This window comes from Corynebacterium sp. c25Ua_47 (assembly GCF_039907205.1).
In the GTDB taxonomy this organism is placed as follows: Bacteria; Actinomycetota; Actinomycetes; order Mycobacteriales; family Mycobacteriaceae; genus Corynebacterium; species Corynebacterium hiratae.
The window spans coordinates 33,660-57,945 of the sequence record NZ_JASBOH010000008.1; the positions used below are offsets into that span (position 1 = coordinate 33,660).

General features: G+C 59.2%; 20 protein-coding genes, 1 tRNA gene and 1 pseudogene. 9 read left to right on the top strand and 13 right to left on the bottom strand.

The genetic code is table 11. From position 1 onward, the window contains the following. Positions 1 to 17: 17 nt before the first annotated feature. Together QKE52_RS08645 and QKE52_RS08650 are read right to left on the bottom strand one after the other, a co-directional pair. Positions 18 to 944, bottom strand: coding sequence for a DUF1906 domain-containing protein (locus QKE52_RS08645; protein ID WP_347948576.1), 927 nt, complete (start codon positions 942 to 944; stop codon positions 18 to 20). A gap of 128 nt (positions 945 to 1,072) precedes the next feature. Further along, entirely contained in the window at positions 1,073 to 1,501 is a 429-nt protein-coding gene (locus tag QKE52_RS08650) for an OsmC family protein (protein ID WP_347948577.1), read from the bottom strand. A 204-nt stretch (positions 1,502 to 1,705) separates the two neighbouring features. On the opposite strand from QKE52_RS08650, the gene QKE52_RS08655 reads away from it, so the two are divergent. The 6 genes from QKE52_RS08655 to QKE52_RS08680 all read left to right on the top strand — a co-directional run bounded on the left by QKE52_RS08655 (position 1,706) and on the right by QKE52_RS08680 (position 8,061). After that, positions 1,706 to 3,490, top strand: a complete 1,785-nt coding sequence (locus QKE52_RS08655; RefSeq protein ID WP_347948578.1) for an NAD(P)/FAD-dependent oxidoreductase — start codon at positions 1,706 to 1,708, stop codon at positions 3,488 to 3,490. A gap of 203 nt (positions 3,491 to 3,693) precedes the next feature. Next, positions 3,694 to 5,916: a LamG-like jellyroll fold domain-containing protein gene (locus QKE52_RS08660; RefSeq protein WP_347948579.1), complete on the top strand. Its 2,223-nt coding sequence runs from the start codon at positions 3,694 to 3,696 to the stop codon at positions 5,914 to 5,916. A gap of 166 nt (positions 5,917 to 6,082) precedes the next feature. Continuing rightward, on the top strand, positions 6,083 to 6,475 hold the full coding sequence (locus tag QKE52_RS08665) for a TetR/AcrR family transcriptional regulator (protein WP_083295486.1): 393 nt from the start codon (positions 6,083 to 6,085) through the stop codon (positions 6,473 to 6,475). A gap of 11 nt (positions 6,476 to 6,486) precedes the next feature. Continuing rightward, positions 6,487 to 6,843, top strand: coding sequence for a hypothetical protein (locus QKE52_RS08670; protein WP_070517041.1), 357 nt, complete (start codon positions 6,487 to 6,489; stop codon positions 6,841 to 6,843). Positions 6,844 to 7,064: 221 nt separating this feature from the next. Continuing rightward, a complete protein-coding gene (locus QKE52_RS08675) occupies positions 7,065 to 7,346 on the top strand; it encodes an MFS transporter (RefSeq protein ID WP_118779515.1) in 282 nt (93 codons plus the stop codon). A gap of 481 nt (positions 7,347 to 7,827) precedes the next feature. Next, entirely contained in the window at positions 7,828 to 8,061 is a 234-nt protein-coding gene (locus QKE52_RS08680; RefSeq protein ID WP_070517043.1) for a hypothetical protein, read from the top strand. Between the two features lie 144 nt (positions 8,062 to 8,205). On the opposite strand, the gene QKE52_RS08685 is transcribed toward QKE52_RS08680, so the two are convergent. Genes QKE52_RS08685 through QKE52_RS08705 form a run of 5 tightly spaced genes read right to left on the bottom strand, consistent with a single transcriptional unit; the run spans position 8,206 to position 14,550 of the window. Next, positions 8,206 to 9,978, bottom strand: a complete 1,773-nt coding sequence (locus QKE52_RS08685) for an ABC transporter ATP-binding protein (protein WP_347948581.1) — start codon at positions 9,976 to 9,978, stop codon at positions 8,206 to 8,208. Then, complete coding sequence (locus QKE52_RS08690) at positions 9,971 to 11,719, bottom strand: ABC transporter ATP-binding protein (RefSeq protein ID WP_012714929.1); 1,749 nt, start codon at positions 11,717 to 11,719, stop codon at positions 9,971 to 9,973. The genes QKE52_RS08685 and QKE52_RS08690 overlap by 8 nt, the downstream gene beginning before the upstream one ends. Before the next feature lie 7 nt (positions 11,720 to 11,726). Further along, a complete protein-coding gene (locus QKE52_RS08695) occupies positions 11,727 to 13,196 on the bottom strand; it encodes an ABC transporter ATP-binding protein (protein ID WP_070517049.1) in 1,470 nt (489 codons plus the stop codon). Continuing rightward, positions 13,193 to 13,918, bottom strand: coding sequence for an energy-coupling factor transporter transmembrane component T (locus QKE52_RS08700; protein WP_010187692.1), 726 nt, complete (start codon positions 13,916 to 13,918; stop codon positions 13,193 to 13,195). Before QKE52_RS08700 ends, QKE52_RS08695 begins: the two co-directional genes overlap by 4 nt. Further along, positions 13,915 to 14,550, bottom strand: coding sequence for an MptD family putative ECF transporter S component (locus tag QKE52_RS08705; protein ID WP_049155193.1), 636 nt, complete (start codon positions 14,548 to 14,550; stop codon positions 13,915 to 13,917). Before QKE52_RS08705 ends, QKE52_RS08700 begins: the two co-directional genes overlap by 4 nt. A gap of 140 nt (positions 14,551 to 14,690) precedes the next feature. Here QKE52_RS08705 and QKE52_RS08710 point away from each other — a divergent pair. Further along, positions 14,691 to 14,906 (top strand): annotated as a pseudogene (locus tag QKE52_RS08710) (IS481 family transposase); the annotation flags it as partial. A gap of 82 nt (positions 14,907 to 14,988) precedes the next feature. Here the strand turns inward: QKE52_RS08710 and QKE52_RS08715 are convergent. The 5 genes from QKE52_RS08715 to QKE52_RS08735 all read right to left on the bottom strand — a co-directional run bounded on the left by QKE52_RS08715 (position 14,989) and on the right by QKE52_RS08735 (position 17,723). Beyond that, positions 14,989 to 15,061, bottom strand: a tRNA-Arg gene (locus QKE52_RS08715). 71 nt (positions 15,062 to 15,132) lie between these two features. Then, the gene (locus tag QKE52_RS08720) at positions 15,133 to 15,411 is read right to left on the bottom strand and encodes a glutaredoxin domain-containing protein (RefSeq protein WP_049155191.1); all 279 of its coding nucleotides are present in this window, start codon (positions 15,409 to 15,411) and stop codon (positions 15,133 to 15,135) included. Then, positions 15,411 to 15,956, bottom strand: a complete 546-nt coding sequence (locus QKE52_RS08725; protein ID WP_049155189.1) for a dihydrofolate reductase — start codon at positions 15,954 to 15,956, stop codon at positions 15,411 to 15,413. Before QKE52_RS08725 ends, QKE52_RS08720 begins: the two co-directional genes overlap by 1 nt. Next, positions 15,956 to 16,780 carry a thymidylate synthase gene (locus QKE52_RS08730; RefSeq protein WP_102233738.1) on the bottom strand — a complete coding sequence of 275 codons (825 nt, stop codon included), beginning with the start codon at positions 16,778 to 16,780 and terminating at the stop codon, positions 15,956 to 15,958. The genes QKE52_RS08725 and QKE52_RS08730 overlap by 1 nt, the downstream gene beginning before the upstream one ends. Before the next feature lie 67 nt (positions 16,781 to 16,847). After that, a complete protein-coding gene (locus QKE52_RS08735; protein ID WP_049155185.1) occupies positions 16,848 to 17,723 on the bottom strand; it encodes an NAD-dependent epimerase/dehydratase family protein in 876 nt (291 codons plus the stop codon). Positions 17,724 to 17,827: 104 nt separating this feature from the next. On the opposite strand from QKE52_RS08735, the gene QKE52_RS08740 reads away from it, so the two are divergent. Further along, a complete protein-coding gene (locus QKE52_RS08740) occupies positions 17,828 to 18,496 on the top strand; it encodes a TetR/AcrR family transcriptional regulator (RefSeq protein ID WP_049155183.1) in 669 nt (222 codons plus the stop codon). A gap of 41 nt (positions 18,497 to 18,537) precedes the next feature. On the opposite strand, the gene QKE52_RS08745 is transcribed toward QKE52_RS08740, so the two are convergent. Beyond that, positions 18,538 to 19,296, bottom strand: coding sequence for a 3'(2'),5'-bisphosphate nucleotidase CysQ (locus tag QKE52_RS08745; RefSeq protein ID WP_180963859.1), 759 nt, complete (start codon positions 19,294 to 19,296; stop codon positions 18,538 to 18,540). A gap of 34 nt (positions 19,297 to 19,330) precedes the next feature. Between QKE52_RS08745 and QKE52_RS08750 the strand changes: the two genes are divergently transcribed. Next, positions 19,331 to 24,256: an ATP-dependent helicase gene (locus tag QKE52_RS08750; protein ID WP_347948582.1), complete on the top strand. Its 4,926-nt coding sequence runs from the start codon at positions 19,331 to 19,333 to the stop codon at positions 24,254 to 24,256. The last annotated feature ends 30 nt before the right edge of the window (positions 24,257 to 24,286 follow it).

A 24,286-nucleotide genomic window follows, 5' to 3' on the forward strand; every position in this document is an offset into this window, starting at 1 on the left:
GCGCCGCCGCGTGCTGATTAGCCCATGGATTTGCGCACGGTGTTGAGGATATCCACCGCGCCGCGCACCTGGTCATTGCTGATGGAAGAACCAGCGATGTTGATGCCATCGGCGCTGATGCTGGAGCCGCGCCCGGTGGGATCCGGCAGGGAAACATTGGGCAGCGGGATGTCGTCAGGCACTGCCGGGATGTCCTTGACCTTTGGCGGCTCCACCGCACCATCGCCCGGGGTCCACTGGCCCCAGTCGTTGGCATAAACGGTGTTGATATCGCACGTTACGCCGTCGATAGTGGCTTGATTCTTGGCCTTCTGGTGGATGGTGGTGCGCGGGTGGAGCTTTCCACCAGAGCCCCAATCGTGCATCCAATAGAATTCGCCGATGCGGTCGGCAACACACCAGTCGATGACGTTGTAGTTGCCATACACGCCAGTCTGGTAGCCCGCGGCGCTCAGCGCTGCGGAGAAGGCCTTGAGGTAGGGGCGGATCTGGTTCTCGTACTGGGCGCGGGTGGGGTTGTCATCGATGGCAATGTAGATGGGGCGCCCGGTCGGCCCGCCCGCAGCCTTGTGGATGGCGATGGCCTGCGGTGCGTGGACGGCAGCGCCCGCGGCACCGTTGAGCCAGTCCGCAGTGTCCGCGCGGCCAAACTGGTAGATGGAAGCGGTCTTCAGCCCCGCCGCAGCATTGGCCTTGGTTTCTGCCAGGGTGACGGGTTTGCCCTTCATCCATTCTGCGCCCGGACGGCGCTGGGATACGTAGCGGATGGCGCCGAGGTGGCCGGCTGCCTTGATGGCGCGGGCGGAAGGAACACCGGCAGAGAAGTCGATGATGGTGCCCAAAGCTGGGCCCACGGCGAGAGCAGCGGGCGCCTGGCTACCGATGGCACCGGCGGCCAGCGTGAGAGCACCGGCCTTGAACAGGGAACGACGGGACAAGGACATGGTGTGAATTCTCCTAGGGACGCGGTGAAGAAGAAAGTATCTGGAATCACTTTAGTCACAATGGTTAAAAATTGCACCAGGGGTGGCATTTGCTGGGCGCGACGACAATCCTCCTTGCCCGAAGTTCCTTAGGGCTCTGTCGTGTGGAACGTGACGTTAGTGGGATTTTCCACCGTGCGGGAGACGGTGCAGTCCTTCTCCTGAGAGATGCGCACGAGGCGCTCCACCATGGACTGGGCCTGGCGGCCAGCGTCGGTATCGGGGAAGCGGAGGGCGAATTCCACGTCGACGTCGCTCAGTCGCGAGGCCCCGTCTTCGTCGACGCGGGTGCCTTCAACGTGGACGTCGAAAACCTCCGGCTCTGTGCGGCGCGAGGTGACCACGTCGATGTCCACGGCCGAGCAGCCCGCCACGGCGGCGAGCAGCAACTCAACTGGGCTGAGTAGTCCCTCAGCGCGGCCGAACTCGAGGCTGATACCTTCGGCATTCGTGGCGCGGTAGTAGCCTGTATCGATGCGGGTGACGTCGACGGAGTATTTCTTGGTGATGTTGCTCATAGCGTCATCCTAGTGACGGTGGGGGAGCCGGGTAGCGGGGGAGGGGGCCGAGATTTGCAAGCCTTAACTGCGTCGCAGTGAGCGGCGGAAAGGTCAGCTAGGTCAATTTGCAAAGTTATCTGATGGGGGCGGGCCTGTGACCTGGGTCTCCTCCAGTGGGTAATAGTGGTGCAAACAATTTTTCGACCCAAAGGAGTGGTGGCTATGGAAACCGTGGATGCTCGTGACTGGCTAGACAAGCTCGTCGCCCTCACGCGCCAAGAGGAGCCTGGCGTGGAAGACGTGGAGAAGGTTTTCGAGTCCGGGGGCTTCTGGCGGGATCTTGCCGCGGTGACGTGGAACCTGCACACCGCCGAAGGTTCGGAAGCCATCGCCGCGATGATTGCCGGCACTGACGCTGCGCTCGATAACCCGGAGATAACGGAGGTCGAGGATGAAGGCAATGGCGTAACGCGGGTCCACTTCACGTGTGAGTCTGCGAACTTCTATGTCACCGCCGTCGCGCGCCTGCGCGACGCTAAGGCCTGGACCTTCCTCACCTCCGCGCGCGAGCTCAAGGATTTCCCGGAGCCTAAGGGGCGCCGCCGCCCGCTGGGCACGGAGCACAAGGTGGTCAAGGACGCCAAGAACTGGGCGGACCTGCGGGAGGAGCGCCGTGCGGCACTGGGGCATACGGAACAGCCCTACGTCCTCATTATCGGTGGTGGCCAGGGCGGTATCGCGCTCGGGGCGCGCCTGAAGCGCCAAGGTGTTCCCACACTCATTGTCGATAAGGCGGGCCGCCCCGGCGACCAGTGGCGCGGCCGCTACCACTCGCTGTGCCTGCACGATCCCGTGTGGTACGACCACCTGCCGTACCTCCCCTTCCCAGATGACTGGCCGGTGTTCACCCCGAAAGACAAAATGGGGGATTGGCTCGAGCACTACGTGGGCATCATGGACTTGGATTACTGGACCAATAGCGAGTGCGTGAAGGCCTCCTTCGATGAGTCCAGCGGCACGTGGAAGGTCACCGTTCGCAAGGACGGGGAAGAGATTCTTCTGGAACCCACACAGCTGGTTCTGGCCACGGGCATGTCCGGTGTGCCGAATCGTCCCCACCTGGAAGGGCAGGAGAACTTCGCCGGGGAAATCCGGCACTCCTCGGAACACCCGGGTGGCGCAGGCGATGAGGGCAAGGACGTCATTGTGCTGGGCGCGAACAACTCCGCCCACGACATCGCCGCGGACCTCTACGCGCATGGTGCACGGCCGGTCATGATTCAGCGTTCCTCCACGCACATCGTGCAATCGGACACCCTCATGAAGGATGTCTTCGGCCCGCTCTATTCGGAAGAAGCCGTGGAGGCCGGTGTGGACACGGATAAGGCGGACCTCCTCTTTGCCTCCTGGCCCTACGCCGTGCTTCCCGACGTCCACCGTGAAGTCTTCGACGGCATCCGTGAGGCCGATAAAGACTTTTATGATGGTTTGGAGAAGGCCGGCTTCCAGAACGACTTTGGCGATGACGGCTCGGGTCTTTACTTGAAGTACCTACGCCGTGGCTCGGGCTACTACATCAACGTCGGTGCCAGCGAGCTGGTCATTGATGGCTCCATCCCGGTGAAGTCTGGCGTGTCCATCGCGGAGGTGAAGGAAAAGTCCGTGGTGCTCACCGACGGTACCGAATTGCCCGCCGATGTCATTGTGCTGGCCACCGGATACGGCTCCATGAATGGCTGGGCCGAGCAGTTGATTTCTAAGGAAGTTGCTGACACCGTGGGCAAGTGCTGGGGCTTGGGCTCGGATACCACCAAGGATCCCGGCCCGTGGGAGGGCGAGCTGCGCAACATGTGGAAGCCCACCCAGGTGCCGCAGCTGTGGTTCCACGGCGGCAACCTGCACCAATCGCGCCACTATTCGCGCTACCTAGCGCTTCAGCTCAAGGCGCGCTATGAGGGGATGGATACTCCGGTCTACGAACTGGCGCCGGTGTACCACACCTCTTAAGTCAGACGAGCGCAGGCAGGAGCCTGCGGAAGTGGATCGCAACGCCATGAGGAAGCTAAATGACGGGTAGTCATTTAAAAGGAAATTCACATTGTGGTCACGCGGTCGCAAACTCCGGGCCATAATCTTTCCTTGTCTCTGTCGGTTACTCCATGGCTTAAACCATGGAGCAACCTCACTACTTCGTTTTGATAGGAAGATCTATGACTGCTCGCCGCCTGCTCGGCACCCTGGTCACCGCCTCGGTGGCCGGTACGTTCCTCGTTGTCCCCGCCTCCGCCGCCGAACCAACAGAAGGTTTGGGCTCGCGCTTTAGCATCGGAGTGCTGCCGGATACTCAGTTCTATTCCCGTTACTCCACCCCGGAGACCGGCAACCTGGCTCAGGCGCGCTACGGCAGCGAGCCTTTTAAGACGCAGGTCGAGTGGCTGGTAAAGAACCAGGAAGCGCTCAACATGGACTTCGCTACGCACCTTGGTGACGTAGTGGACCAAGCGGACGTTGAGGGGGAGTGGAAGGTCGCCGATGAGGCCATGAAGGTCCTCGATGACTCCGATCTGAACTACTCCATCCTGCCGGGCAACCACGACATGATTGAGGATAAGTCAGCGCACCCGTACAACGACCACTTCAGCGCCGAGCGCGCCAAGACCGCCAACCCGGAAACCTTCAAAGAGCGCCACACCGCGGTCAACAACGATTCCGAGTACCACTTTTTTGAAGCCGAGGGCCAGAAGTACCTGGTCCTGGCGCTGGGCTGGCGCGCGGATGATGCGGCGTTGGACTGGGCGCAGGGCGTTCTCGATGCCCACCCGGATCTGCCGGTCATCCTTACCAGCCACGAGGTGCTCAACATCGATGGCGCTGGCGAGGTCTTCTACTCCGAGGACTACGGCAAGGGCCTGTGGAACAAGTTCATCAAGAAGAACGACCAGATTTTCCTCACCATGGGCGGCCACCACCACGGCGCGGGCTACCGCGTGGATAAGAACGATGCTGGCCACGACGTCATTGGCATCCTGCAGGACTACCAGATGGCCTACCAAGGCGGTAACGGCCTGCTCGGTGTGCTCGAGTTTGATCTCTCCGGCAATGAACTGGAGATGACCGCCCTGTCCCCGTGGGTGGCGCAGAAACCGGCGAAGGAGCTCACGCAGTTCGACAAGCTCATCCTCGACGGCAAGGGCGATAGCTACCACGTGCCGCTCAACTTCAAGGAGCGCTTCGCTGACTTCGCCCCGGAGTGGACCATCGGCGATGAGAATGACCCAGACCTTGGCCAGAAGGCCCGCGACATCGCGAAGGAAGGCTACACCCCGTACACCATCCCGAAGGATCAGCTTCCGGAGGGCCCGAACGACTTCGTGCAGGCTGACAAGACCGTCTTCCACTGGCGCCCAGGCCAGACCAAGAACAAGGACGGCAAGCAACTTGCCGACGGCGACGTGGCCACCGAGGGCGCTGTTATCCCGGATGCCTTCGGTGCCGACGGTACCGGTGACCTCGTTCGCGAAGGCGGTCCTTCCAACACGGGTGAGCGCATCACTTACACCAAGGATCACCACCCGCTGTCCTCTGATTCCGGCTCCCTCTACTGGTCCGACCCAGCCGGCAAGGCTGCGATGGCGGAGTTCCGATCCAAGGAAGGCGCTGAGATCAACAAGGTCGATACCTCCGCGGGCTACACCTTCGAGTCCTTCGTGAAGATTCCGAAGGATTTCAACGGCTCTGAGCACGGCTGGGGGAGTGCGCTTTCCCGTGACTCCAGCATCGCTGAGCTTGTCGACGGCTCTGATGACACCGACCCCACCGTCATGTTCGGCATCTCCAACCTGCGTGAGCTGCGCTGGTGGGCGGAGCCCAAGGAAGGCGAAGGTTCCACCGTTTGGTCCCACGAAGTGCCTACCGATGAGTGGATGCACATCGCCGTGGTGAACAAGCCGGACTCCGACACCGTGGAGATGTTCATCAATGGCGCTCCCATCCTGCGCAACGCCAAGGGCGCTGAGGGCTTGCTCCCGCGTGACCTGCAGTGGGTCATGGGCGCTGGCTTTGATAACCGCAAGCCGCAGGACCCGTGGTACGGCTGGATCGGTGAGACCCGCCTGACCCAGGGTGTTCTGGACTCCGACGAGTGGCTCACCGCCCGCCCTGCCGCAAAGGAGGAAGGGCCGACCACCTCCACCACGACGCCTAGCGAGCCAACCAAGCCCACTGAACCGACTCACACCAACGAACCTTCCGCCGACGACATGGCTGCGGCCTTCTTCGCCGGCTCGAGCCGCGGCGCGAAGATTATTGCTCCAATCCTGGCAGTCATCGCAGTCCTTGGCGGTGCTGCCTACGGCCTCATTCCCACCATCAACCGCATCTTCGGTCTGAACATCCCACAGCCACAGCTGCCGAAGATTCCGGGCCTGAACTAGAGAGCTCAGCCCACTAACCTCCATCCCCCGTCTCACAGTGAGACGGGGGATTTTCTGTTGTGTTGCTACATTTCGCGGCGGTCACTATTTGTTAGAAACGTTGCTTCGATGAAGCGGCTTCGCTGCGTGGCCAACGGCAATCTAGTTATGGACAAACCATTCTGGAATGAGTAGTGTGAAACTTATGGGACGGCCTCGTAAATTCAATGAAAAAGAAGTTCTTGCCGGCGCGATCGCGTTATTTGGCACGAACGGATTCACTGCAGTCTCAGTGGATGATGTGGTGAATCAACTGGGACTTAACCGGTCCAGCTTCTACAACCTTTATGGCTCGAAGCATGGACTGTTTCGTGCAGCAGCTGAAACGGTGTGCGCTGAAGCTGAAGGCGGCCGAGTATCGGATGCGACAAAGGACTTCGTGGTGGTGGCACTGGTTGAGGTGGCGCCAGTCAGTAAGGATTTACGCGAGCTTATCCAGCGGGCTTATGAACTGTGCTTCACGGGCCCGGAATCGTTAGGGCAGCATGCGCTCGCCCGTGCACAAGGACGCAAACACTAAGGGGAGGCATCATGAACAACAAACTCACTCTGACAGAAACAGAACTCATCGTCGAACCACTCGGGCTAGATAAGCTCTGGTCGTTGACCGGCAGTATCAAGGTTCCGTGGGAGCATGTGCGAGGCGCTACCCATGACCCTGGCATGAAGCATGAGCCAAAAGGTTTTCGTGCGCCGGGGCTGCGCAGTGGACAGAAGCTAGCGGGCACCTTCCACGCGGATGGCGGCCGACATTTCTGGAACATTAGCGGCTATGAGAATGCCGTTGTCATCGAGCTTAAAGACGAGCATTTCGATCGGTTCATCGTTTCCTTGGAGAACCCGACTGAATGTGTAGCGCGCATCAACGAAAAGGCTCAGGCCGTCTGAGCCTGACGTGTCCCAGCGTCAGTGCTTGATGTCATTCACGGTAAATGGCAGGCGAAAACTGTGAATTCTCGTCCACTATTCACGGAGAATGACACGTTTAGGCTGAACGGCTCTCGGTTCTGGAGTTAAAGTGCCCCAGGTTTTGTCCTATCTACTCAGTCGGGACAAAACAGGGACACTTCAATCATCACTGACCTGCTGCTCAACCTGACGCAGGCGCAGTGGGTCAACAGCCTCTATGCGGTGCTACTGGCGGAGCTGCTCTGCGACGGGGCAAGATTGCGGATACCTGGGGACGCAAGCGCGCCTTCCTCACCGGCCTGACAATATTCGTGGCAGGCAGCGTATTGGCGGGATTTCCTACCTCGACCGCCACGTGGATCTCCGCGCGCGCAGTACAGGCAATCGGTGCTGCGTTCATCATGCCTTCCACGCTTTCCACGGGTAAACCGTATTCCGCGGCAAATACCGCGCAACAGCCTTTGGTGTGTGGGGCGCGGTAATTTCCGGTGCGGCAGCGGTCGGACCCTTGCCGGTGGTGCACTGACGGAATGGGTGTCCTGGTATTCGCGATTATCGAGGGCCCGACCTAGGCTGGTGGGAGCCCCAATCCTCATTCAGCTTCTTTGGCTGGACCTGGTTCGAAAACGCGGCTATTTCACCGGTTCCGCTAGGGCTCACGGTTTCGGCCGTGGGCTTCGCGCTGTTAATCAGGTCGGAAAAGCACCGCGAGCGGGGTCACCGCTCGGTGCTGTTGTATCTTGAATTGTTTTCTTATTCCACGTTCTCGTGGGACAATATCACCGCTGGTGCGGTAGCAATCGGCGAGTTTGCCATCATCTTCGTGTTGCTGCTGTACCTGATTAATACGTTGGACCTCTGCACGGTGTTGTCTGGCCTGGTGCTGGCAGCCACGGCAATCGGTGCATTCTTCTCCGTTGCAGCAGCCCCCACGTCGCGGCACGGTACGGGGCGCCTGGCACCGTGCTCATTGGGCTCGGCTTGGAAGCCGTCGGCGTCCTTATCCTCGTCCTGCTTATGGGGCCGGATACGAATGGTTGGATCATCGCCGCGCCGCTGACCCTGTACGGCTTGGGCCTAGGGTTCGCCTCCGCGCAGCTGACCGGCACGATGCTGCGGGATATTCCCGTCGATGACTCCGGGCAAGCCTCCGCAACGCAAACCACCGTGCGCCTGGGGCAGTGGTGTGGGCCTTAAGCGAAGGCATGGCCAACGCCGCGCAGTGGTCGCTCGTAGCCGCTACTGCATTCTTCGCTTCGAGCTTTGTCGGTGCACTTAGGGTGCTCCGTGCTGCGGCGGAGAAGGGTGCCCCCGCAAACAACGCCGATCTCGGTGCCCGCGTTAATCGCGTCCCGAACTGATTCTCCACCCGCGTGCTGCTTTGCGTTGCTGCCAGAAGTGACGGTAGATACCGGGGACATCGGAAAGCTCAGAATGCGTGCCTAGCTGGCTGACTTGCCCGTGTTCATCCAAGACTACGATTTGATCAGCAGATTTGATTGTATCCAGCTTATGGGCGATGACAATAAAAGTAGATTGCTCCCGTAGCTCGTCCATCGCAGCAAGAATGTTTGCCTCATTTTCTGCATCGAGCGCGGAGGTCGCCTCATCAAAGAGTACAATCGGCGCTTGCTTGAGAAGCGCGCGAGCTACAGATACACGCTGGCGTTCACCACCGGATAGAAGCCGCCCGCCTTCACCAACAGGAGTATGCCACCCTAGGCGGTTGGCAATAGAATTCACGCCTGAAAGATCAGCTGCGCGGAAGACTTCCTCATCGGAGGCGTCGGGACGACCAACGCGGATATTAGCGATTAACGAGTCGTCGAAGAGGTAGACATCCTGAAAAACCATGGACAGTCTGGACATTAACTGTTCGGTTCCAAGCTCGCGGATATCTACGCCGTCAACCATCACCGCCCCGGAATCTACATCCCAGAATCGCGAAATAAGGCGCGCAATTGTGGTCTTTCCGGAGCCAGAAGGACCGACAATGGCGGTAACGGTGCCTGGTCGAGCATGGAAAGCGATATCTACCAATACTGGTTTATCGCCGTATCCAAACGTGACATTACGCAGCTCTACACTTCCCGAACCATCGCCTGGGCGCGGAGTAGTGGGTTCCGGTAGGGAGGGGGCATCGGTGATGAGCTCAGTTTCTGTGAGCGCGATACGGCCGGCATCTAAACCGACGAAAGAAGAACCCAGCTGCTCAAGCGTGCGGGTAAACCTCAAGCTGATTCCGATGATCGCAATTGTTTCTAGTGGCGATAGGGCGCCTTCAACGGCAAGATCCGCGGAGACCATAATGAGAGCCACAATGAAGATCTGCACTACTATGCCGTTGAGTAGCAAAGCTAATGTGGATACCCATAGCTCGCGTATTCGTGCTTTATGGTCGATTTCTAGCGCTTGCTCTAGTGGCGCAAAAACTTGTGATTGTCCTGCCGCGCGCAGGGCTGGTTGACGGTTAGCAAATTCTACGATGCGCTGGGAGAGCTCTTTACTCGGCCCCAGTGCGCGGTTCGATGCTTTCTCACGAATCCATGCAGCCAACTGCATCACCACGAGCGCCAATGGTGCGATGATAAGAAGGACCAAGCCCAGCTTCGGGTTCCAGAAACACGCTCCTACTAACAAGGTGACAAGTGCCGCGCTATCGCGGTATATCGTTCCTTGAATATGCGCAATGGTCTCGGCCGCCACCATAAAGCGATCTGAAACGAGGCGAGATAGGCCGCCGGTATTAGCCGGTACGAACCAGCCGAGCGGTAGCGTTGCTAATTTATCGCCCACAGTCGTGTGCGCGGCTCGGATGAAATCCAAGGCCGTGTGGTAAGAGGCCATGGTTGCGAAAAATCGTAGCGCAAAAGCTACGAGCGCAATTGCCAAAAGCGTCCACATCCATGGTGCGATCGTCGTATCCCCATCGAGTGCCTTTGTAAGTGGCACGAGCGTGAGAACGGCGAGGCCATCAAGCACGCCAACGATAAGCGATAGACAAGCATACCTTTTATTGAGCTTATGGCCTACAGGACTTTGCAGCTTTTTGACACTGCGAGTGAGTAGCGGATCACGAAGACGCGAACTAACAGGCGTAGTGGCATTAGACATGAGAATTATCCTTCATAGGCTTGAGGCAGATTATTTGGTCTGCTCCTTGGATGGACTCCGGCTTGTGGGCGATGACTAAGACGGTCTTGCCTCTGACGAGTGTGGCTAGAGCTGCTTGAATTTCTGCTTCGCAGTCAGGATCAGTTGCCGCAGTAGCTTCATCTAGGATCAAGATTGGGGCATTGGTAATGATTGCCCGGGCAATAGAAATGCGTTGCTGTTGTCCACCGGATAAAGAGGTGTCCTCACCAACAACGGTGTCGAGCCCAGCCGGTAAAGCGCGAATATCAGCAGCTATGTGCGCAGCCTCTGCGGCTTGCCAGATCTCTTCATCGCGGGCTTCTGGGCGTGCAAGGCGAATGTTTTCCCGAATACTCATACGCAGTAAGTGAGGATCTTGTAAGACGAAAGCCACAGTGCGGTACAAACTGTCGAAAGTGAGATCACGGATATCCACGTTGTTGATAGTGATTGTGCCCGAATCTGGATCCTGGAAACGCGCCAACATCGTTGCTGCTGTGGATTTGCCAGACCCGGAGGGGCCAATCAATGCCGTGACAGTGCCTGCATTTAGTTGCGCAGAAAAGTCTTGGAGGACTGGTGTGTCTGGGGCGTAGCTAAAGCTGACCTTATGGAACTCCACCTCCATGTCTTGACTATTGGCGTCGAGGCTCTTTTGGCCTTCTTTCACATGGGAAATTGTCATGACTTCATCAAGGCGCAACGCCGCATTGCCAGCGAGCTGGTAAGACCACATCATTTGGCCGACGGTTTGAATCGTGCCCGGGAGCACCAGCGCAATTAACGTTGTTGCGATGACTTCAGCGACCGTGACATAGCCACCAGCTATCAGCAGGGAACCCACTCCTAGATTGATAAGGATGAGGACAGGAACCGCCACCACAGACTCTGAGATTGCGGAAACACGCAGAAGCGGACGTACCCACTCGTAATAGAATTCCGCGAATTTTTGGGCAGCTTCGCGATATCGAGCGTGGGCTTTGCCAACGGTGCCGAAAGCCTTGACGACGGAAATACCTTCGGAGAACTCCACCGCAGTCGCAGAGACCTCACCCAGATAATTATCCATTTCCGCAGTTTTTGTGCCCATATCTTTCATTGAATATGCTTGGATTGCTAGGAAAATGGGCACAGTGGCAATAGAAAGTAGACCAAGGCGCCAATCCAAGATAAAGGCATAAACCAGAAGCGCGAGGGGCGTAAAGATCGCGGCGACCTTCTCTACAGGAGCATGGGCTGTCAGGGTGTGCAGAGTTAACGTATCGTCCTCGACGGCTTTGCGGACTTTGCCGGAATTAGTCTGGCTAAACCACGAGAGTGGTGCTTTCGCAATAGCGGTAATAATTCGGCGCCGGTTAATCCCCACCAGCTTTGCATCAGCGAAGTGGGTGATTGCAAGGGCAAGGAAATAGAAGAATAGCTGGCCCAAAAATGCAGCAAGTAGCCATTTCACAATGGACGCGACGTCATCAGTATTGCCGTCGATTAGAGCATTTCCCAGTGCCACCAACGCGACGTAGGGTGCTACGGCGAGTACCGAGGATATAAGCGCGAGAAACTGTGCGAAGTAGATGGTTGTTTGCACTGGGGCCAGTAGTTTTTTTAGAGCGACCTGGCCGGCTTTTAGTTTTGCGCGAGCCTCTTCTTCCGGTGACGCACCGTGTGATTCTGGTGCGTGGGTTCCGCTTGATTCTGTGGAACTTTGTTTTAGTTCAGACATTTCTTTCTCAATTCTTGTTGATGTCAGTCATATCGATGATTCTGGTGACTGATTCTTGGATGAATTCGTGGTCATGGGTGATGACGATGACCACTGCTCCGCTTGCTGCAAGAGATCGAAGTAGCGCAGAGATGGATTGCAGTTGGCGCCAGCCCACGCCAGAGGTAGGTTCATCGAAGATGTAGATCGCTGCTTGCTCGGCTTGGGCTGAAGCTATGGCTAAGCGTTGCCGTTGCCCACCGGACAGAGACTGCGGATGCCGTTGGGCCATTCCTGCCAGATCGAGGCGATGGAGAATCTCATTGACATCGATGTGGTCCCGCTTCTTCTTTGCCAGTCCGAGCGTGACTTCTTCTTCGGTGGTGGCTGCGAATAATTGGCGGCCAACATCTTGCATCACCATGTACGCGGCACGTCTGCGGGCAGCCGCTCCGACTCGTTTGCTGTTCAAACGGAGACTACCGCCGCGTTTGGGAGAAGCAAGACCACAAATGATCCTGGCGAGGGTGGTTTTTCCAGCGCCGTTGGGCCCGATTAAGGCGGTGACTTCGCCGCTGGGGAAAAATGCGTGGTCAATGTTTAATACCTCATGTGCGCCATAAGAAAAACAGATGTTGCTTAGCTCGAGTCCGCTCCGCTGGGGATCGGCGTTTTCGAGCGTGGGTGGTACCGGCACGCTCGCGGGCAGGGGAACATGGTGTAAGCTGCGTAGCCCCAATTGTTTGCGTTCGGGTTCGTCTAAGGCATAAAACTCCTGAGCGCGGAAACTCCGCGTTATTTTTCCCTGAGTCAAGTAAATAACTTGGTCAGCGATATCTTTTAAGAAAAAGAGACGGTGATCAGCGATAATGATCGTTGTGCCTAATTCCTTCAAGCGGTGTAGCACGCGTGCAAGAATATCGATGCTTTCCATAGAGAGATTGGACGTGGGTTCATCGAGAAGCACGAGACTGCCCGGGGACACAAGCGCGCATGCGCATGCCATGGTTTGTAACTGCCCACCGGATAATTCTTTGAATCGCCGGCCCCGAAGATCGTTAATGCCTAGTAGCTCGACCGCTGATTGAATCCTCGACTCAATTTCTTTGGGATCTACACCAAGGTTTTCTAGCCCGAAGGCCAATTCTGCATTGACGCTTTCAGTGAAAAATTGTGTCCTTGGATTCTGGAATACTGAGGCGCTGAACTCGATGGCTCGGGACAGCGGTTCTTCCGCAGGGGTAAAAGCCTGGTCATCCTTTATAATAGTGATGGTGCCTAGTAGCTCTCCTGGATTGAAATGGGGGATGAGTCCGTTGATCAACTTGAGTACCGTGGACTTTCCCGATCCGGAATCACCGGTAATCAGTAGACACTGTCCTGGAGAGACAGAAAAAGACACATCAGATACACCTTGAATGCCTGGCCGAGCTCCCAATGGATATGTAAAAGAAACGTTGTGGGCGTCTACACTGGTTGCGATACTGCGTTCGTTCATAAGTGGACCTCCGTGGGAAGCCAGACAGAGGCAACAACGAGGCCCAACCCAGCTAGTGCAGTTGCATCGACAAGCTTGAAGGAAAGATCGGCGGTGGTGGTTGGGCGTGCGGGTCCTCCCAATCCCCGGACAAGAGCAGAGGCAGCGAGCTCATCACCAGCGCGGACGACGGCACCTAATAAGGGGATGATCAACATCGCGGACGATTGTGTGGGCTGTGTGATCCAGCTTTTTACTCCAGGCTGGAGACCCCGAAGGACCATGGCATCGCGGATGGCTTTGGCTTCTGCCACGATGATCGGCAAAACGCGCAGGAATACCGCCGGTGGAATGGTGGCCCAGCCTGGTAAACGCAGGTCCCGCAGTGCTGAGGTCAACGTGGATGGTGTGAGAGTGAGCAAGCCGAATGTGCCGATGGACATGCTGATGACAAAACGGCTTAGCCACGAAAAAATTGCCGCTGAAAAAGCGAAAAATGTGGAGCCAGGAAGCTGTAATAGGCCCCAGTACCCTAGATAGGATAATGCAAAAGCGAACAGGCAAATAAGACCATAGTGTGGTTTTACTGTAGCTAGTGCGATGGAGCTGAAAGCGATAGAAATCAGCAGTGTCGGTAGGTGGCCGTGGCTGAGAGCTACCGCATTGATTACTAGAACAGAAAGCAGCACGGTCCGTGGATCGATCGAAGATCGATGAAGCACGCCCTGTTTTTGCAGGCTCACAGGAGACCAGCGCTTTCAAAGTGTTTGCGGCTGACGCGAACTCCGACCTTTCCTCCGATAAAGCCGACGATGAGCGCACAAATGGCCAGTACTCCAATGGTCCATGGCTGGAAGATATCCGACATGGCATCGGCATATTCTTGACCCATTTGGTCTGCGATATCGACGTAGTAGGAGTCCGTATCCAGAATTAGCGGGATAAAAGGCATAGAAATCCAGACACAGAAGACGCTGTAGGAAATAGGGAAGGATTTGGCAATACTGAGGTGGCTTTTTGTAATAATCAAATCCGCGATAAACCCTAGAATTATGCTTCCCAGCAGGGTCCAGAAGTAGTGTCCGGTGAGCATGAATGCTAGTCCGTTAATACCACCGACGAGGGTGAAAGCACCCATTTTGGGCGTGCGGGCGGCATAAAGCGCTAGCACGATTCCGTTTGCGATTGCCGCGATGAACCATCCAATAAACATGAATTGTGGTCCTGCGAATCCAATCATTCCGCTTACAAAGGTGATTACAAAGTAAAGTGCAGCAAAGATGCCAGCGTTGATGAGATCTCTGGTGTTTAAACGTGCCGTCGACCCACTGGATGAGCTTGCACTCCGTGCGGGCGTAGAGGACTGTTGGGTCATAGTAAACCTCGATTTATGAACAGCAGGAAAGGTAAGGCTTACCTAAGTTAGGTAATACTGTTTATAAAACATTTCAAGTTTTGATCTGAAGATTCACCCTTAATGGGGGTGAATGCAGATAAGTAGACATCAAACCAGACCACGACTACCGACTAAGTACCGACAAAATCGGCACCAACGGCAAGACAACCCTGCGATGGGGAGGCAAACTACGCCGCCTCTACATCGGACGCAGATGGGGCGGGGAACCAATCACCATGGTCTGCATCGACAACCACGTCGACGTCAAAATAGCCATCACTGGGGCACAAATCGCCGCCTACACACTCACCGAAGAAAAGATCTACTACAACTAGAAAGACAACGAACTCAACCCCAGTCGGGGCAACTAAAAATCTCGAGACACCGACCGGAACGATGTCTCGAGACTTCACAGCGTGCCCCAGAGAAGATTCGAACTTCCGACACCGGCTTTAGGAGAGCCGTGCTCTATCCCCTGAGCTACTGGGGCGGGGGTGCGTTGCGCACCTAAGTAAGATTAGCAGCCCTGCTTTAGGCGGCGGTAAATGCGTCGCCTTGGGTCTACTCGCCGGCCAGCTCCGCGTACTTGGCGCGAACCTCGCTGGCGGAAGGGTTGGTGGCGTGAGTGCCGTCGGAGTAGAGGACGGTTGGAACGATGCGATTGCCGTCGTTGACGGATTCAATCCAGGCGTTGATGTCGTCGGTGTTCTCACCTTCGACATCGACGAGCTCATATGGGGTTTCGGTGCGGTCCAGGTTTTTGATCAGCTTTACACAGAACGGGCACCAGTCAGCGAAGAAGATGGTGACGTGCTCAGTGGTTTCGGGGGTAGTTGCCATTATGCAGCAGCCTTTCTGTCGTAGGTGAGGAATCGGTATTTCATGGGCAGCTCGCTCGGGGGCTGGCCGGGAATGGTGAGGTGGCCTGATTCGGAGGTCAGCCAGTCACTATCGGCAGATAGGCTGAATTCTTCCGGAACGCTCGGGGCGAGTACGGCATCTGCGCCGTAGGCATCGCCGACTTGTACACCCATGAGGGTGAGCTCGATTGTATCCACGCGGTCGAGGGCGGAGCTATAAAGTTGGCCACCGCCGATGATCCAGGCGTCGCCGGGCGCGGTTTCGAGTGCGGCGTCGATGCTATCCACCACGGTGGCGCCCGCAGACCACTCGTCGGGCTCGCGGCTGGACAGCACGATGTTCTCCCGGCCCGGCAGCGGGCGGAACTTGGGGTTGAGGGATTCCCATGTCTTGCGGCCCATGATGACGGGCGCGCCCATGGTCACTTCCTTGAAGTGCTTGAGATCCTCCGGCACGTGCCAGGGCATGACCACGCCGTCACCAATGATGCCGTCAAGGGACTGGGCCCAGATTGCGCCCAGCATTAAACGGACACCTGCGCCTTGATGGTGGGGTGAGGGTCGTAGCCGATGACCTCAAAATCATCGAAGTCATAGGAGAACATGTCCTGCACCTTGTGGAGCTTGAGCTGCGGGTATGCACGGGGCTCGCGAGAAAGCTGCTCCTTGACCTGTTCGATGTGGTCGTTGTAGATGTGGCAATCGCCGCCGGTCCAGATGAGCTCGCCCACCTTCAGGCCTGCTTGCTGTGCAAACATGTGGGTCAGCGCGGCATAGGAGGCCAAGTTGAAAGGAACGCCCAAGAACATGTCCGCGGAGCGTTGGTAGACCTGCATGGAGAGTGCACCGTCAGCGACGTAGAGCTGGAACAGCAGGTGGCAGGGCATGAGCGCCATCTTGTCCAGCTCAGAGACATTCCACGCGGAGACCAGGTTGCGGCGGGAATCCGGGTTGTTCTTGAGCGTGTCCAGGGCGGCCTGAATTTGGTCGATGTGCTGGCCATCCGGCGTGGGCCAGGAGCGCCATTGCACGCCGTAGACAGGGCCCAACTCACCGTCCTCATCGGCCCACTCGTTCCAGATGCGGACCTTGTTCTCCTGCAGCCACGTCACGTTGGATTCGCCGCGCAAGAACCACAGCAGCTCACCAATCACGCCGTGGAAGTAGACCTTCTTGGTGGTCAGCAGGGGAAAAGACTCCGCCAAGTTATAACGAAGTTGGGCACCGAACAGGGAGAGGGTACCGGTACCAGTGCGGTCGCCTTTGGGAGCGCCTTCTTCCAGGACGCGGCGCAGGAGGTCCTCATATGGTGTTGTGAGGGCTGAAGAAGCGGTGGGAGTGTCACTCATGATGTCCAAGTGTAGAACGTTGGAGAAATCTTAGGTAGAGCGGTAGGGGTACTGGTGATGAGATTTGTTATTTCGACAGCTGGGCTTGATAAATAACCTCTAGAGCCTCGTCGGTTGGGGTCGCCTGCCATGAGGACGTGGCGCCGGTAAGAATTGAGGGACGGTCCCACAGGTATCTCATTTCTTTCAGTCCTCGGAGGCCCGTGCTGGCAACGCCAGCTACTTTCAGCATCCATGGGTGAATAGTGATGGGGGAGTGTTGGCATCCGGCACGTCGAGCAAACTCAGCTTGAGTCAGAGCGGGAGCGCAAGGTGTGGAAATTATTGGGGGTGTCGAATCATCTAAAAGTGCGTCTGCCAACGCTCGTGCAAAGTCTGGAAGATACGTGACCGAGTGTTTAGCGTGTGCGTTAAAAAGAGCAAGGGGACGCTTCTTCCCAATGATGAGCTGATGGTAGACGCATCCGGGGCCGGCATCTGGTCCGTACAGATCGGCCGCGATTACCGAGGTAGTGCGCGAGGGGGAGGCTAAGCGGTTCTCGATTAGGGTCGCTCGAACACCGGGTTTTCCATTGCGAGATCGGGTGAGGGGAGTATCAGGCGAAATCACCTCGTAAGTCTGGTCGAACCCATACATCGATTCGGGGAAGACGACGGGGATGCCTAGTTGGGTGGCTACCTTCAGCACGGTTTCTTCAGCTGGAATGAGTAGGTCGCGCCACTTTTGTGCGTCATATGGGGCGTGGATGCAGTGGGCAATGCCGTCGATCTGGTCTGGGTAGGCGTCACTGTATGTTGCGTCGCCCTTCTTGAAATCAACGTTTTCACTGGTGGCGAATTGGGGCTGTCGCCGCGTCATGATTGTGCATGTGTGCCCTCTTTTTGCGAGTTCACGTGATAGTGCACGGCCAACGGGGCCCGCGCCGGTGATGAGAAAGTGCATTGAGTGTCCTCCACTCTTATTAGTGACTGGTGCTCTCTAAGGCTATAGGTGCACTCGGCTACCGTCAAGAGCAGTGCTCTCTTTTGTGTTGATATAGTTTTCATATGTCGATGACACCAAGAGCGCGTGCTCGCGAAGAGACGATGTCGCGCATTGTTGAGCTCGGACGAAAGCAGCTTGATGCAGGTGGCCCAGAAGCCTTGAATCTGCGTGCAATTGCTCGTGATTTGGGGATAGTTTCTTCGGGTATCTACCGCTATGTGCCCGACAGGGCCCACCTATTAACGATGCTGATTATCGATGCGTTTGAAGCGCTCGATGGCGCCGTTGCCCAAGGAGTGGGTGCGGCCACTGGGACGCGAGCTAAATTCGTGAGCCTTGTGGCCGCTATGAGGATGTGGGCTTTGAAATTTCCTCAAAGGTGGGCGCTTATTTACGGCACGCCCATCATTGGATACGAAGCGCCCGCCTCAGAAACAACGGGTGCGGGTACAAAAGTTAGTCGGCGACTAGCCGTTTTGTTAACTGAGACCTCGGTTAAAGAGTTAGAACCGCGTTCCTCTCAGCTCTCGCAAGACCTTGCGGCGGCATCTGATGAGCTTGATGTGGAACTTCCCGCTGACGTCATGGAAAAGGCGCTTGAGGCGTGGATACAGATAATTGGCGTGATTAATGCCGAGGTTTTCGGTTACCTCGGCAAAGACACACTAAATGACTACCACGAGTTTCATGCTCGAATGGTTGCTCGTCTTGCAGACGAGTTGGGACTTTGACTTAGCGGCGCTGCGTAGGAGGGGAACACCACACAAGAAACCTAGTACCCGCCGTTGGCCTCCGCGTAGGCGGCGGCGTGCTCCAGAATCTCGTCTGCTAGCTCGGGGCGGCAGATTAAAAGATCCGGAATGAAGGTGTCCTCATTGTTGAACTTGATGGGGGAGCCGTCCAGGCGCGAGCAGTGCAGGCCCGCGGCCAAGGCCACGCCCACCGGGGCGGCCTGGTCCCACTCGTACTGACCGCCGGCGTGGATATAACCGTCATAGTCACCCAACAGCACGTGGATGGCCTTCGCGCCTGCGGAGCCCGCGCCGACCGTCTCAAAGCCCATCTTCTCCGCGACGTAATCCGCCACCTTCGGCGGGCGGTTGCGGGAAACCACGAATTTCTTGGACAGCGGGCCGGTCACCGCGCGCACGTCGGAAGACTTAAAGGTCACGCCCATGTCTGGCATGCCGACTGCCGCGTGGGTAGGGGTGCCGTTTTCGACCAGCGCGATGTGAACGGCCCAGTCCTGGCGGCCGGTGGCGAACTCCTTGGTGCCGTCGAGCGGGTCAATGATCCAGACGCGTTCCTTCTTCAAGCGGCTCAAGTCATCGGCAGCCTCTTCCGACAGGACGCCATCCTGCGGGCGGTGCTGCTCAAGGACGCGGGCGATCCATTCCTGAGCGGCTTCATCGCCGGCATCACCCAGCGCCAAGCCGCGCAGCAGGCCACCGTTGCGCACGCCTTTGAGGATCTCGCCACAGCCATCGGCGAGGGAGTTGGTTAGACGGGAATCAGAAATCTCAACGGTCATAGTGACCAGATTAGCGCGCGCGATACAGTAGGGCATGTCCAAAAACGTTCTGGCGAAGTTCCGCCCGCAGGTTGCTGGCTGGTTCGCCGACGTATTTGCTGCCCCCACCCCGGTCCAAGAGCAGGCGTGGGAGGCGATTTCCGGCGGCGCGAACGCACTGGTTGTAGCACCAACCGGTTCCGGTAAGACGCTCGCGGCATTTTTGTGGGCGCTGAATTCTTTGGTGGAGCGCGAAGGCCAGACCGCCCTGCCGCTGAGTACTGAGCCCTCCCGCGAGGGAGCTCATGACGGTGTGCGAGTGCTGTATATCTCGCCACTGAAGGCTCTGGGCGTGGATGTAGAGAATAACCTGCGCGCCCCGCTCAACGGCATTGCCCGCACCGCTGAGCGCCTAGGTCTCGACGTGCCGGATATCACTGTGGGAGTCCGCTCCGGCGATACCCCGCAAGCCGAGCGTGCCCGTCAAGTGCGCAAGCCCCCGGACATCCTCATCACCACGCCGGAATCGGCCTACCTCATGCTCACTTCCAAGGCTGCGGGCATTCTGAAGACCGTGGATACCGTCATCATCGATGAGATCCACGCCCTGGCCGGCACCAAGCGCGGCGTGCACCTGGCCCTGACTTTGGAACGCCTCGCGCTCATCGCCGGGGAGTTTCAGCGCATTGGGCTCTCCGCCACGGTGCGGCCGCTGAGTGCTGTCGCGAACTTCTTGGGCGGCGACCGTCCCGTGGACATCATCGCCCCGCCCGCGAAGAAGCGCTGGCAGCTCGACGTCCACGTGCCGGTCGAGGACATGTCGGACCTGCCCACCCCGGAGCAGGGATCCCCCATTGGGGAAGCGACTGTCGACGACCCCCTTGGCATCACCGAAGGCCCTCAAGACGCGTTGCGCGTGCAACGCGGGTCAGGCGACTCCGCCCTGCCCACGGCGAAATCCATCTGGCCTTTCATCGAGGAAGAGCTCTACGCCGAAATCATGGCGCACCGCTCCACGCTCGTCTTTGTCAATTCCCGTCGCACCGCCGAGCGGCTCACTAGCCGCCTCAACGAGCTCTATGCCCAGGAACATGACCCAGAGTCCTTAAGCCCAGCCACCCGGCGCGACCCGGCCCAGCTGATGAAGCAGGTGGACGTTGCCGGGAAGGCACCTGCCGTCATCGCCCGGGCGCACCACGGTTCGGTGTCCAAGGATGAGCGCGCGCTGACGGAGACGATGCTCAAGGAGGGCACGCTCAAGGCCGTGGTGGCCACGAGCTCCCTGGAGTTGGGCATCGACATGGGAGCGGTGGAGCTGGTGGTGCAGGTGGAATCCCCACCCTCGGTGGCCTCCGGACTGCAGCGCGTGGGCCGCGCCGGGCACTCCGTCGGCGCGGTCTCTCACGGCTCCTTCTATCCCAAGCACCGCGCGGACCTCGTGCAATCAGCACTCACCGTCGCCCGCATGGAGGAGGGCCTCATCGAGGAGATGCACGCACCGCGCAACCCGTTGGATGTCTTGGCACAGCAGACGGTGGCGGCGGTGGTGGCGTCGGCAAGCGCGGGCACGAGCGAGGGACTCGAGGCCGACGAATGGTATGACACCGTGCGCCGCGCCTGGCCCTATAAGGATTTGGCGCGCGAGGTCTTCGACTCCGTGCTGGACTTGGTCAGTGGTGTGTATCCTTCGACGGATTTTGCGGAGCTGAAGCCGCGGGTGGTTTATGACCGCGTGACGGGCGTACTTACCCCGCGCCCCGGCGCGCAGCGCGTGGCGGTGACCAACGGCGGCACCATCCCGGACCGCGGCATGTTCGGCGTCTTCCTCGTGGGAACTGGTGAGGCCGGTTCCGCGCCGCGCCGCGTGGGCGAGCTCGATGAGGAAATGGTCTATGAAACCCGGGTGGGGGATATCTTCACCCTCGGTGCGACAAGCTGGCGCGTGGAGGAGATCACGCGCGACCAGGTGCTGGTGACACCCGCGCCGGGGCATACGGGGCGTTTGCCCTTCTGGAACGGTGACCAAGCTGGGCGGCCCTATGAGTTAGGCAAGGCGCTGGGCGCATTCCGGCGTGAGGCGCACGCGGATGCGTCTATCGTGCGCGACGCTGACGAGAACGCGCGGCGTAATATCTCCGCCTACCTGCAGGAACAGAACGAGGCCACCGGGCTCATCCCGGATGAGAAGACGCTGCTGCTAGAGCGCTTCACGGATGAGCCGGGGGATTGGCGCGTGCTGCTGCACACCCCGTTTGGTCGGCCGGTGAATGCGGCGTGGGCGCTGGCGGTGGGACAGCGCGTGGCGGAGCGCACCGGGATGGATGCGCAGGCCGTGGCGGGCGATGATGGCATCGTGCTGCGCCTGCCGCAGGGGGAGGCGGACCCGGATGCTTCGCTGTTTCTTTTCGACGCCGATGAGATCGCCGACATCGTCACCGAGCAGGTGGGAAACTCCGCGCTCTTTGCTTCTCGTTTCCGGGAGTGCGCGGCGCGAGCGCTGCTTCTGCCGCGGCGTAACCCGGGCAAGCGCGCGCCCTTGTGGCAGCAGCGCCAGCGCGCGGAGCAGCTTCTCGACGTCGCCCGCAACTACCCCTCGTTCCCCATCATCCTGGAGACCGTGCGCGAGTGCGTGCAGGATGTCTACGACCTGCCGGCGCTGACGGAGGTCATGCGGGAGCTGGCGCACCGCCGCATTCGGATAGCGGAGGTCACCACGGAGCAGCCTTCGCCCTTTGCGTCCTCGCTGCTGTTTAACTACACCGGCGCGTTCATGTACGAGGGGGACTCGCCGCTGGCGGAAAAGCGCGCGGCGGCCCTGGCGCTAGACCCGGCGCTGTTGGCGAAGCTTTTGGGCACGGTGGAGCTGCGCGAGCTTCTCGACGGCTCCATCATCGCCGAGGTTCATGCCCAGCTGCAGCGCACCACTCCAGAACGTCAGGCACGCACGACGGAGGAGGTCGCGGACCTTTTGCGCGTGCTGGGCCCCATCCCGGTCGAGGAGTTTGCTGCGCACGCCACGGTGCCATTGAGCGCGCTCGATGCGCTTGGTGCGCGCATAATGCGGGTGCGCATCAACGGCCGCGAGCACGTGGCGCAAGCGCTCGATGCGCCGCTGCTTCGCGACGGCCTGGGCATCCCCGTCCCGCCCGGTATCCCCGCCCAGCAGGCCACGATTACCGATGCCGTGGATCAGCTGGTCAGTCGCTGGGCGCGCACGCGCGGGCCCTTTGTGGCGCGCGATGTGCAGGAGGCCTTTGGCCTGTCGGCTGCGGTGGCGCACTCGACGCTCAACGGTCTGGACTCCATCCTGGCGGGGCACTACCGGCAAGGCGTGGAGGAGCAGGAGTATTGCGCGGCTGAAGTTCTCAAGGTCATCCGCTCGCGCTCGCTGGCGGCAGCCCGGGCGGCCACGCAGCCGGTCTCGCCTGCAGCCTTCGGGCGCTTCCTCCCGGATTGGCAGCAGGTGGCCCCCGTGGGCCGGCGCCCTGTGCTGCGCGGGGTGGACGGCGTCTTCGCCGTCATTGAGCAGCTGGCCGGCGTGCGCCTGCCGGCCTCGGCTTGGGAGAGTCTCATCTTGCCTGCGCGCGTAGGGGATTATTCGCCGACGATGCTCGATGAGCTCACCGCCAGCGGCGAGGTTCTCATCGTGGGCGCGGGCAAGGCCGGTTCCAACGACCCCTGGATCATGCTGCTGCCGGCGGACTATGCCGCGCAGCTCGCCCCGCAGGTTTCTGCGGAGGAGGCTGGCGTGTCCATGCTGCAGACCCAGCTGCTGGAGGCTTTACAGGGCGGCGGCAGTTACCTCATCTCCGATATTCAACCGCAGCTGAGCGGTACGCCTGAGGAGGTTCGCGAGGCCCTCTGGGGACTGGTGGAGGCAGGTCTGGTCAGCCCCGATTCCTTCGCTCCTATCCGGGCCCACCTGGCAGCAGGTGGGCGCGCCGGGCGTACGGCGCATCGCGCGCGGCGTCGGCCATCGCGCTCGCGCCTGCGCATGGGGCGCACGTCCTTTGCGCAATCGCTCAATGTGTCTGGTGCGCAGGCCGCACCAGACGTGGTGGGGCGGTGGTCGTTGGCCGTGCCCGCCGCGACGGATGCAACGTCGCGTTCCATCGCGCACGGCGAGGCCTGGCTGGACCGCTATGGCGTGCTTACCCGTGGCTCTGTGGTTGCCGAGGACGTCCTGGGTGGTTTCGCCCTGGCTTATAAGGTGCTCTCCGGTTTCGAGGAATCCGGCAAGGCGATGCGCGGCTACGTCATTGAGGGCTTGGGTGCCGCGCAGTTCTCCACGCCCGCGGTTATTGACCGCTTGCGCGGCGTGGATGATTCGCCGGACGTCACCGGCTGGCCCTCCGGCACCCGCGAGCCGCAGACTTATGTTCTGGCCGCGACCGACTCCGCGAACCCCTATGGTGCGGCGCTGCCCTGGCCCACTACCGACGCCGGCGAATCCGCGGCCCGCCCCACCCGCGCCGCGGGTGCCTTGGTGGTGCTCATGGATGGCGTGCCGGTGGCGCACCTGACCCGGGGTGGGAAGACTCTAACCACCTTTTTCAACGCTCTGCCTGAAGGAATCGAGCGCACTGAGGTACTAGCCGCAGTCCTTGGTGGCCTCAACGAGTTGGTGGCCGCCGGGCGCTTGAGCAAGGTGGTTATTGAGAAGGCGAACGGGCGGCCCATCTTCGAGTCGAAGCTGGGCGGCGAGCTGCGTGCTTTGGGCGCGGCACTGACCCCGAAGGGCGTGCGGATTACTGGCTCTGCCCACACCGCCTCTTCCGGCCGTGCAGGACGGCACGGCAAATCTGGAGAAGCCGCGCGCTCCGCTGAACCTTACCGTCCCGCACGTCGCGGTGGGCGCCGCGCCGTCGAGGCGATGGAGGAGCTCTCCTTCGATGACCCGGAGGATTCCACTGAGTCTGGTGGCCCATCGACTGCACCGGGAAGCCCAGGTGGTTTTCGCCCGCGCCGGCAACGCCGCTGAATGATATTCACCTGCATTTCGCCCACGGGC

Bases quoted from the DNA above. Each gene is read 5' to 3' on its own strand.
- QKE52_RS08705 (WP_049155193.1), bottom strand. From the start codon at position 14,550: ATGACCCAACAGTCCTCTACGCCCGCACGGAGTGCAAGCTCATCCAGT.
- QKE52_RS08750 (WP_347948582.1), top strand. From the start codon at position 19,331: ATGTCCAAAAACGTTCTGGCGAAGTTCCGCCCGCAGGTTGCTGGCTGG.
- QKE52_RS08670 (WP_070517041.1), top strand. From the start codon at position 6,487: ATGAACAACAAACTCACTCTGACAGAAACAGAACTCATCGTCGAACCA.
- QKE52_RS08735 (WP_049155185.1), bottom strand. From the start codon at position 17,723: ATGCACTTTCTCATCACCGGCGCGGGCCCCGTTGGCCGTGCACTATCA.
- QKE52_RS08655 (WP_347948578.1), top strand. From the start codon at position 1,706: ATGGAAACCGTGGATGCTCGTGACTGGCTAGACAAGCTCGTCGCCCTC.
- QKE52_RS08695 (WP_070517049.1), bottom strand. From the start codon at position 13,196: ATGAACGAACGCAGTATCGCAACCAGTGTAGACGCCCACAACGTTTCT.
- QKE52_RS08660 (WP_347948579.1), top strand. From the start codon at position 3,694: ATGACTGCTCGCCGCCTGCTCGGCACCCTGGTCACCGCCTCGGTGGCC.
- QKE52_RS08720 (WP_049155191.1), bottom strand. From the start codon at position 15,411: ATGGCAACTACCCCCGAAACCACTGAGCACGTCACCATCTTCTTCGCT.
- QKE52_RS08740 (WP_049155183.1), top strand. From the start codon at position 17,828: ATGTCGATGACACCAAGAGCGCGTGCTCGCGAAGAGACGATGTCGCGC.
- QKE52_RS08650 (WP_347948577.1), bottom strand. From the start codon at position 1,501: ATGAGCAACATCACCAAGAAATACTCCGTCGACGTCACCCGCATCGAT.
- QKE52_RS08645 (WP_347948576.1), bottom strand. From the start codon at position 944: ATGTCCTTGTCCCGTCGTTCCCTGTTCAAGGCCGGTGCTCTCACGCTG.
- QKE52_RS08665 (WP_083295486.1), top strand. From the start codon at position 6,083: ATGAGTAGTGTGAAACTTATGGGACGGCCTCGTAAATTCAATGAAAAA.
- QKE52_RS08690 (WP_012714929.1), bottom strand. From the start codon at position 11,719: ATGTCTGAACTAAAACAAAGTTCCACAGAATCAAGCGGAACCCACGCA.
- QKE52_RS08725 (WP_049155189.1), bottom strand. From the start codon at position 15,956: ATGCTGGGCGCAATCTGGGCCCAGTCCCTTGACGGCATCATTGGTGAC.
- QKE52_RS08730 (WP_102233738.1), bottom strand. From the start codon at position 16,780: ATGAGTGACACTCCCACCGCTTCTTCAGCCCTCACAACACCATATGAG.
- QKE52_RS08685 (WP_347948581.1), bottom strand. From the start codon at position 9,978: ATGTCTAATGCCACTACGCCTGTTAGTTCGCGTCTTCGTGATCCGCTA.
- QKE52_RS08745 (WP_180963859.1), bottom strand. From the start codon at position 19,296: ATGACCGTTGAGATTTCTGATTCCCGTCTAACCAACTCCCTCGCCGAT.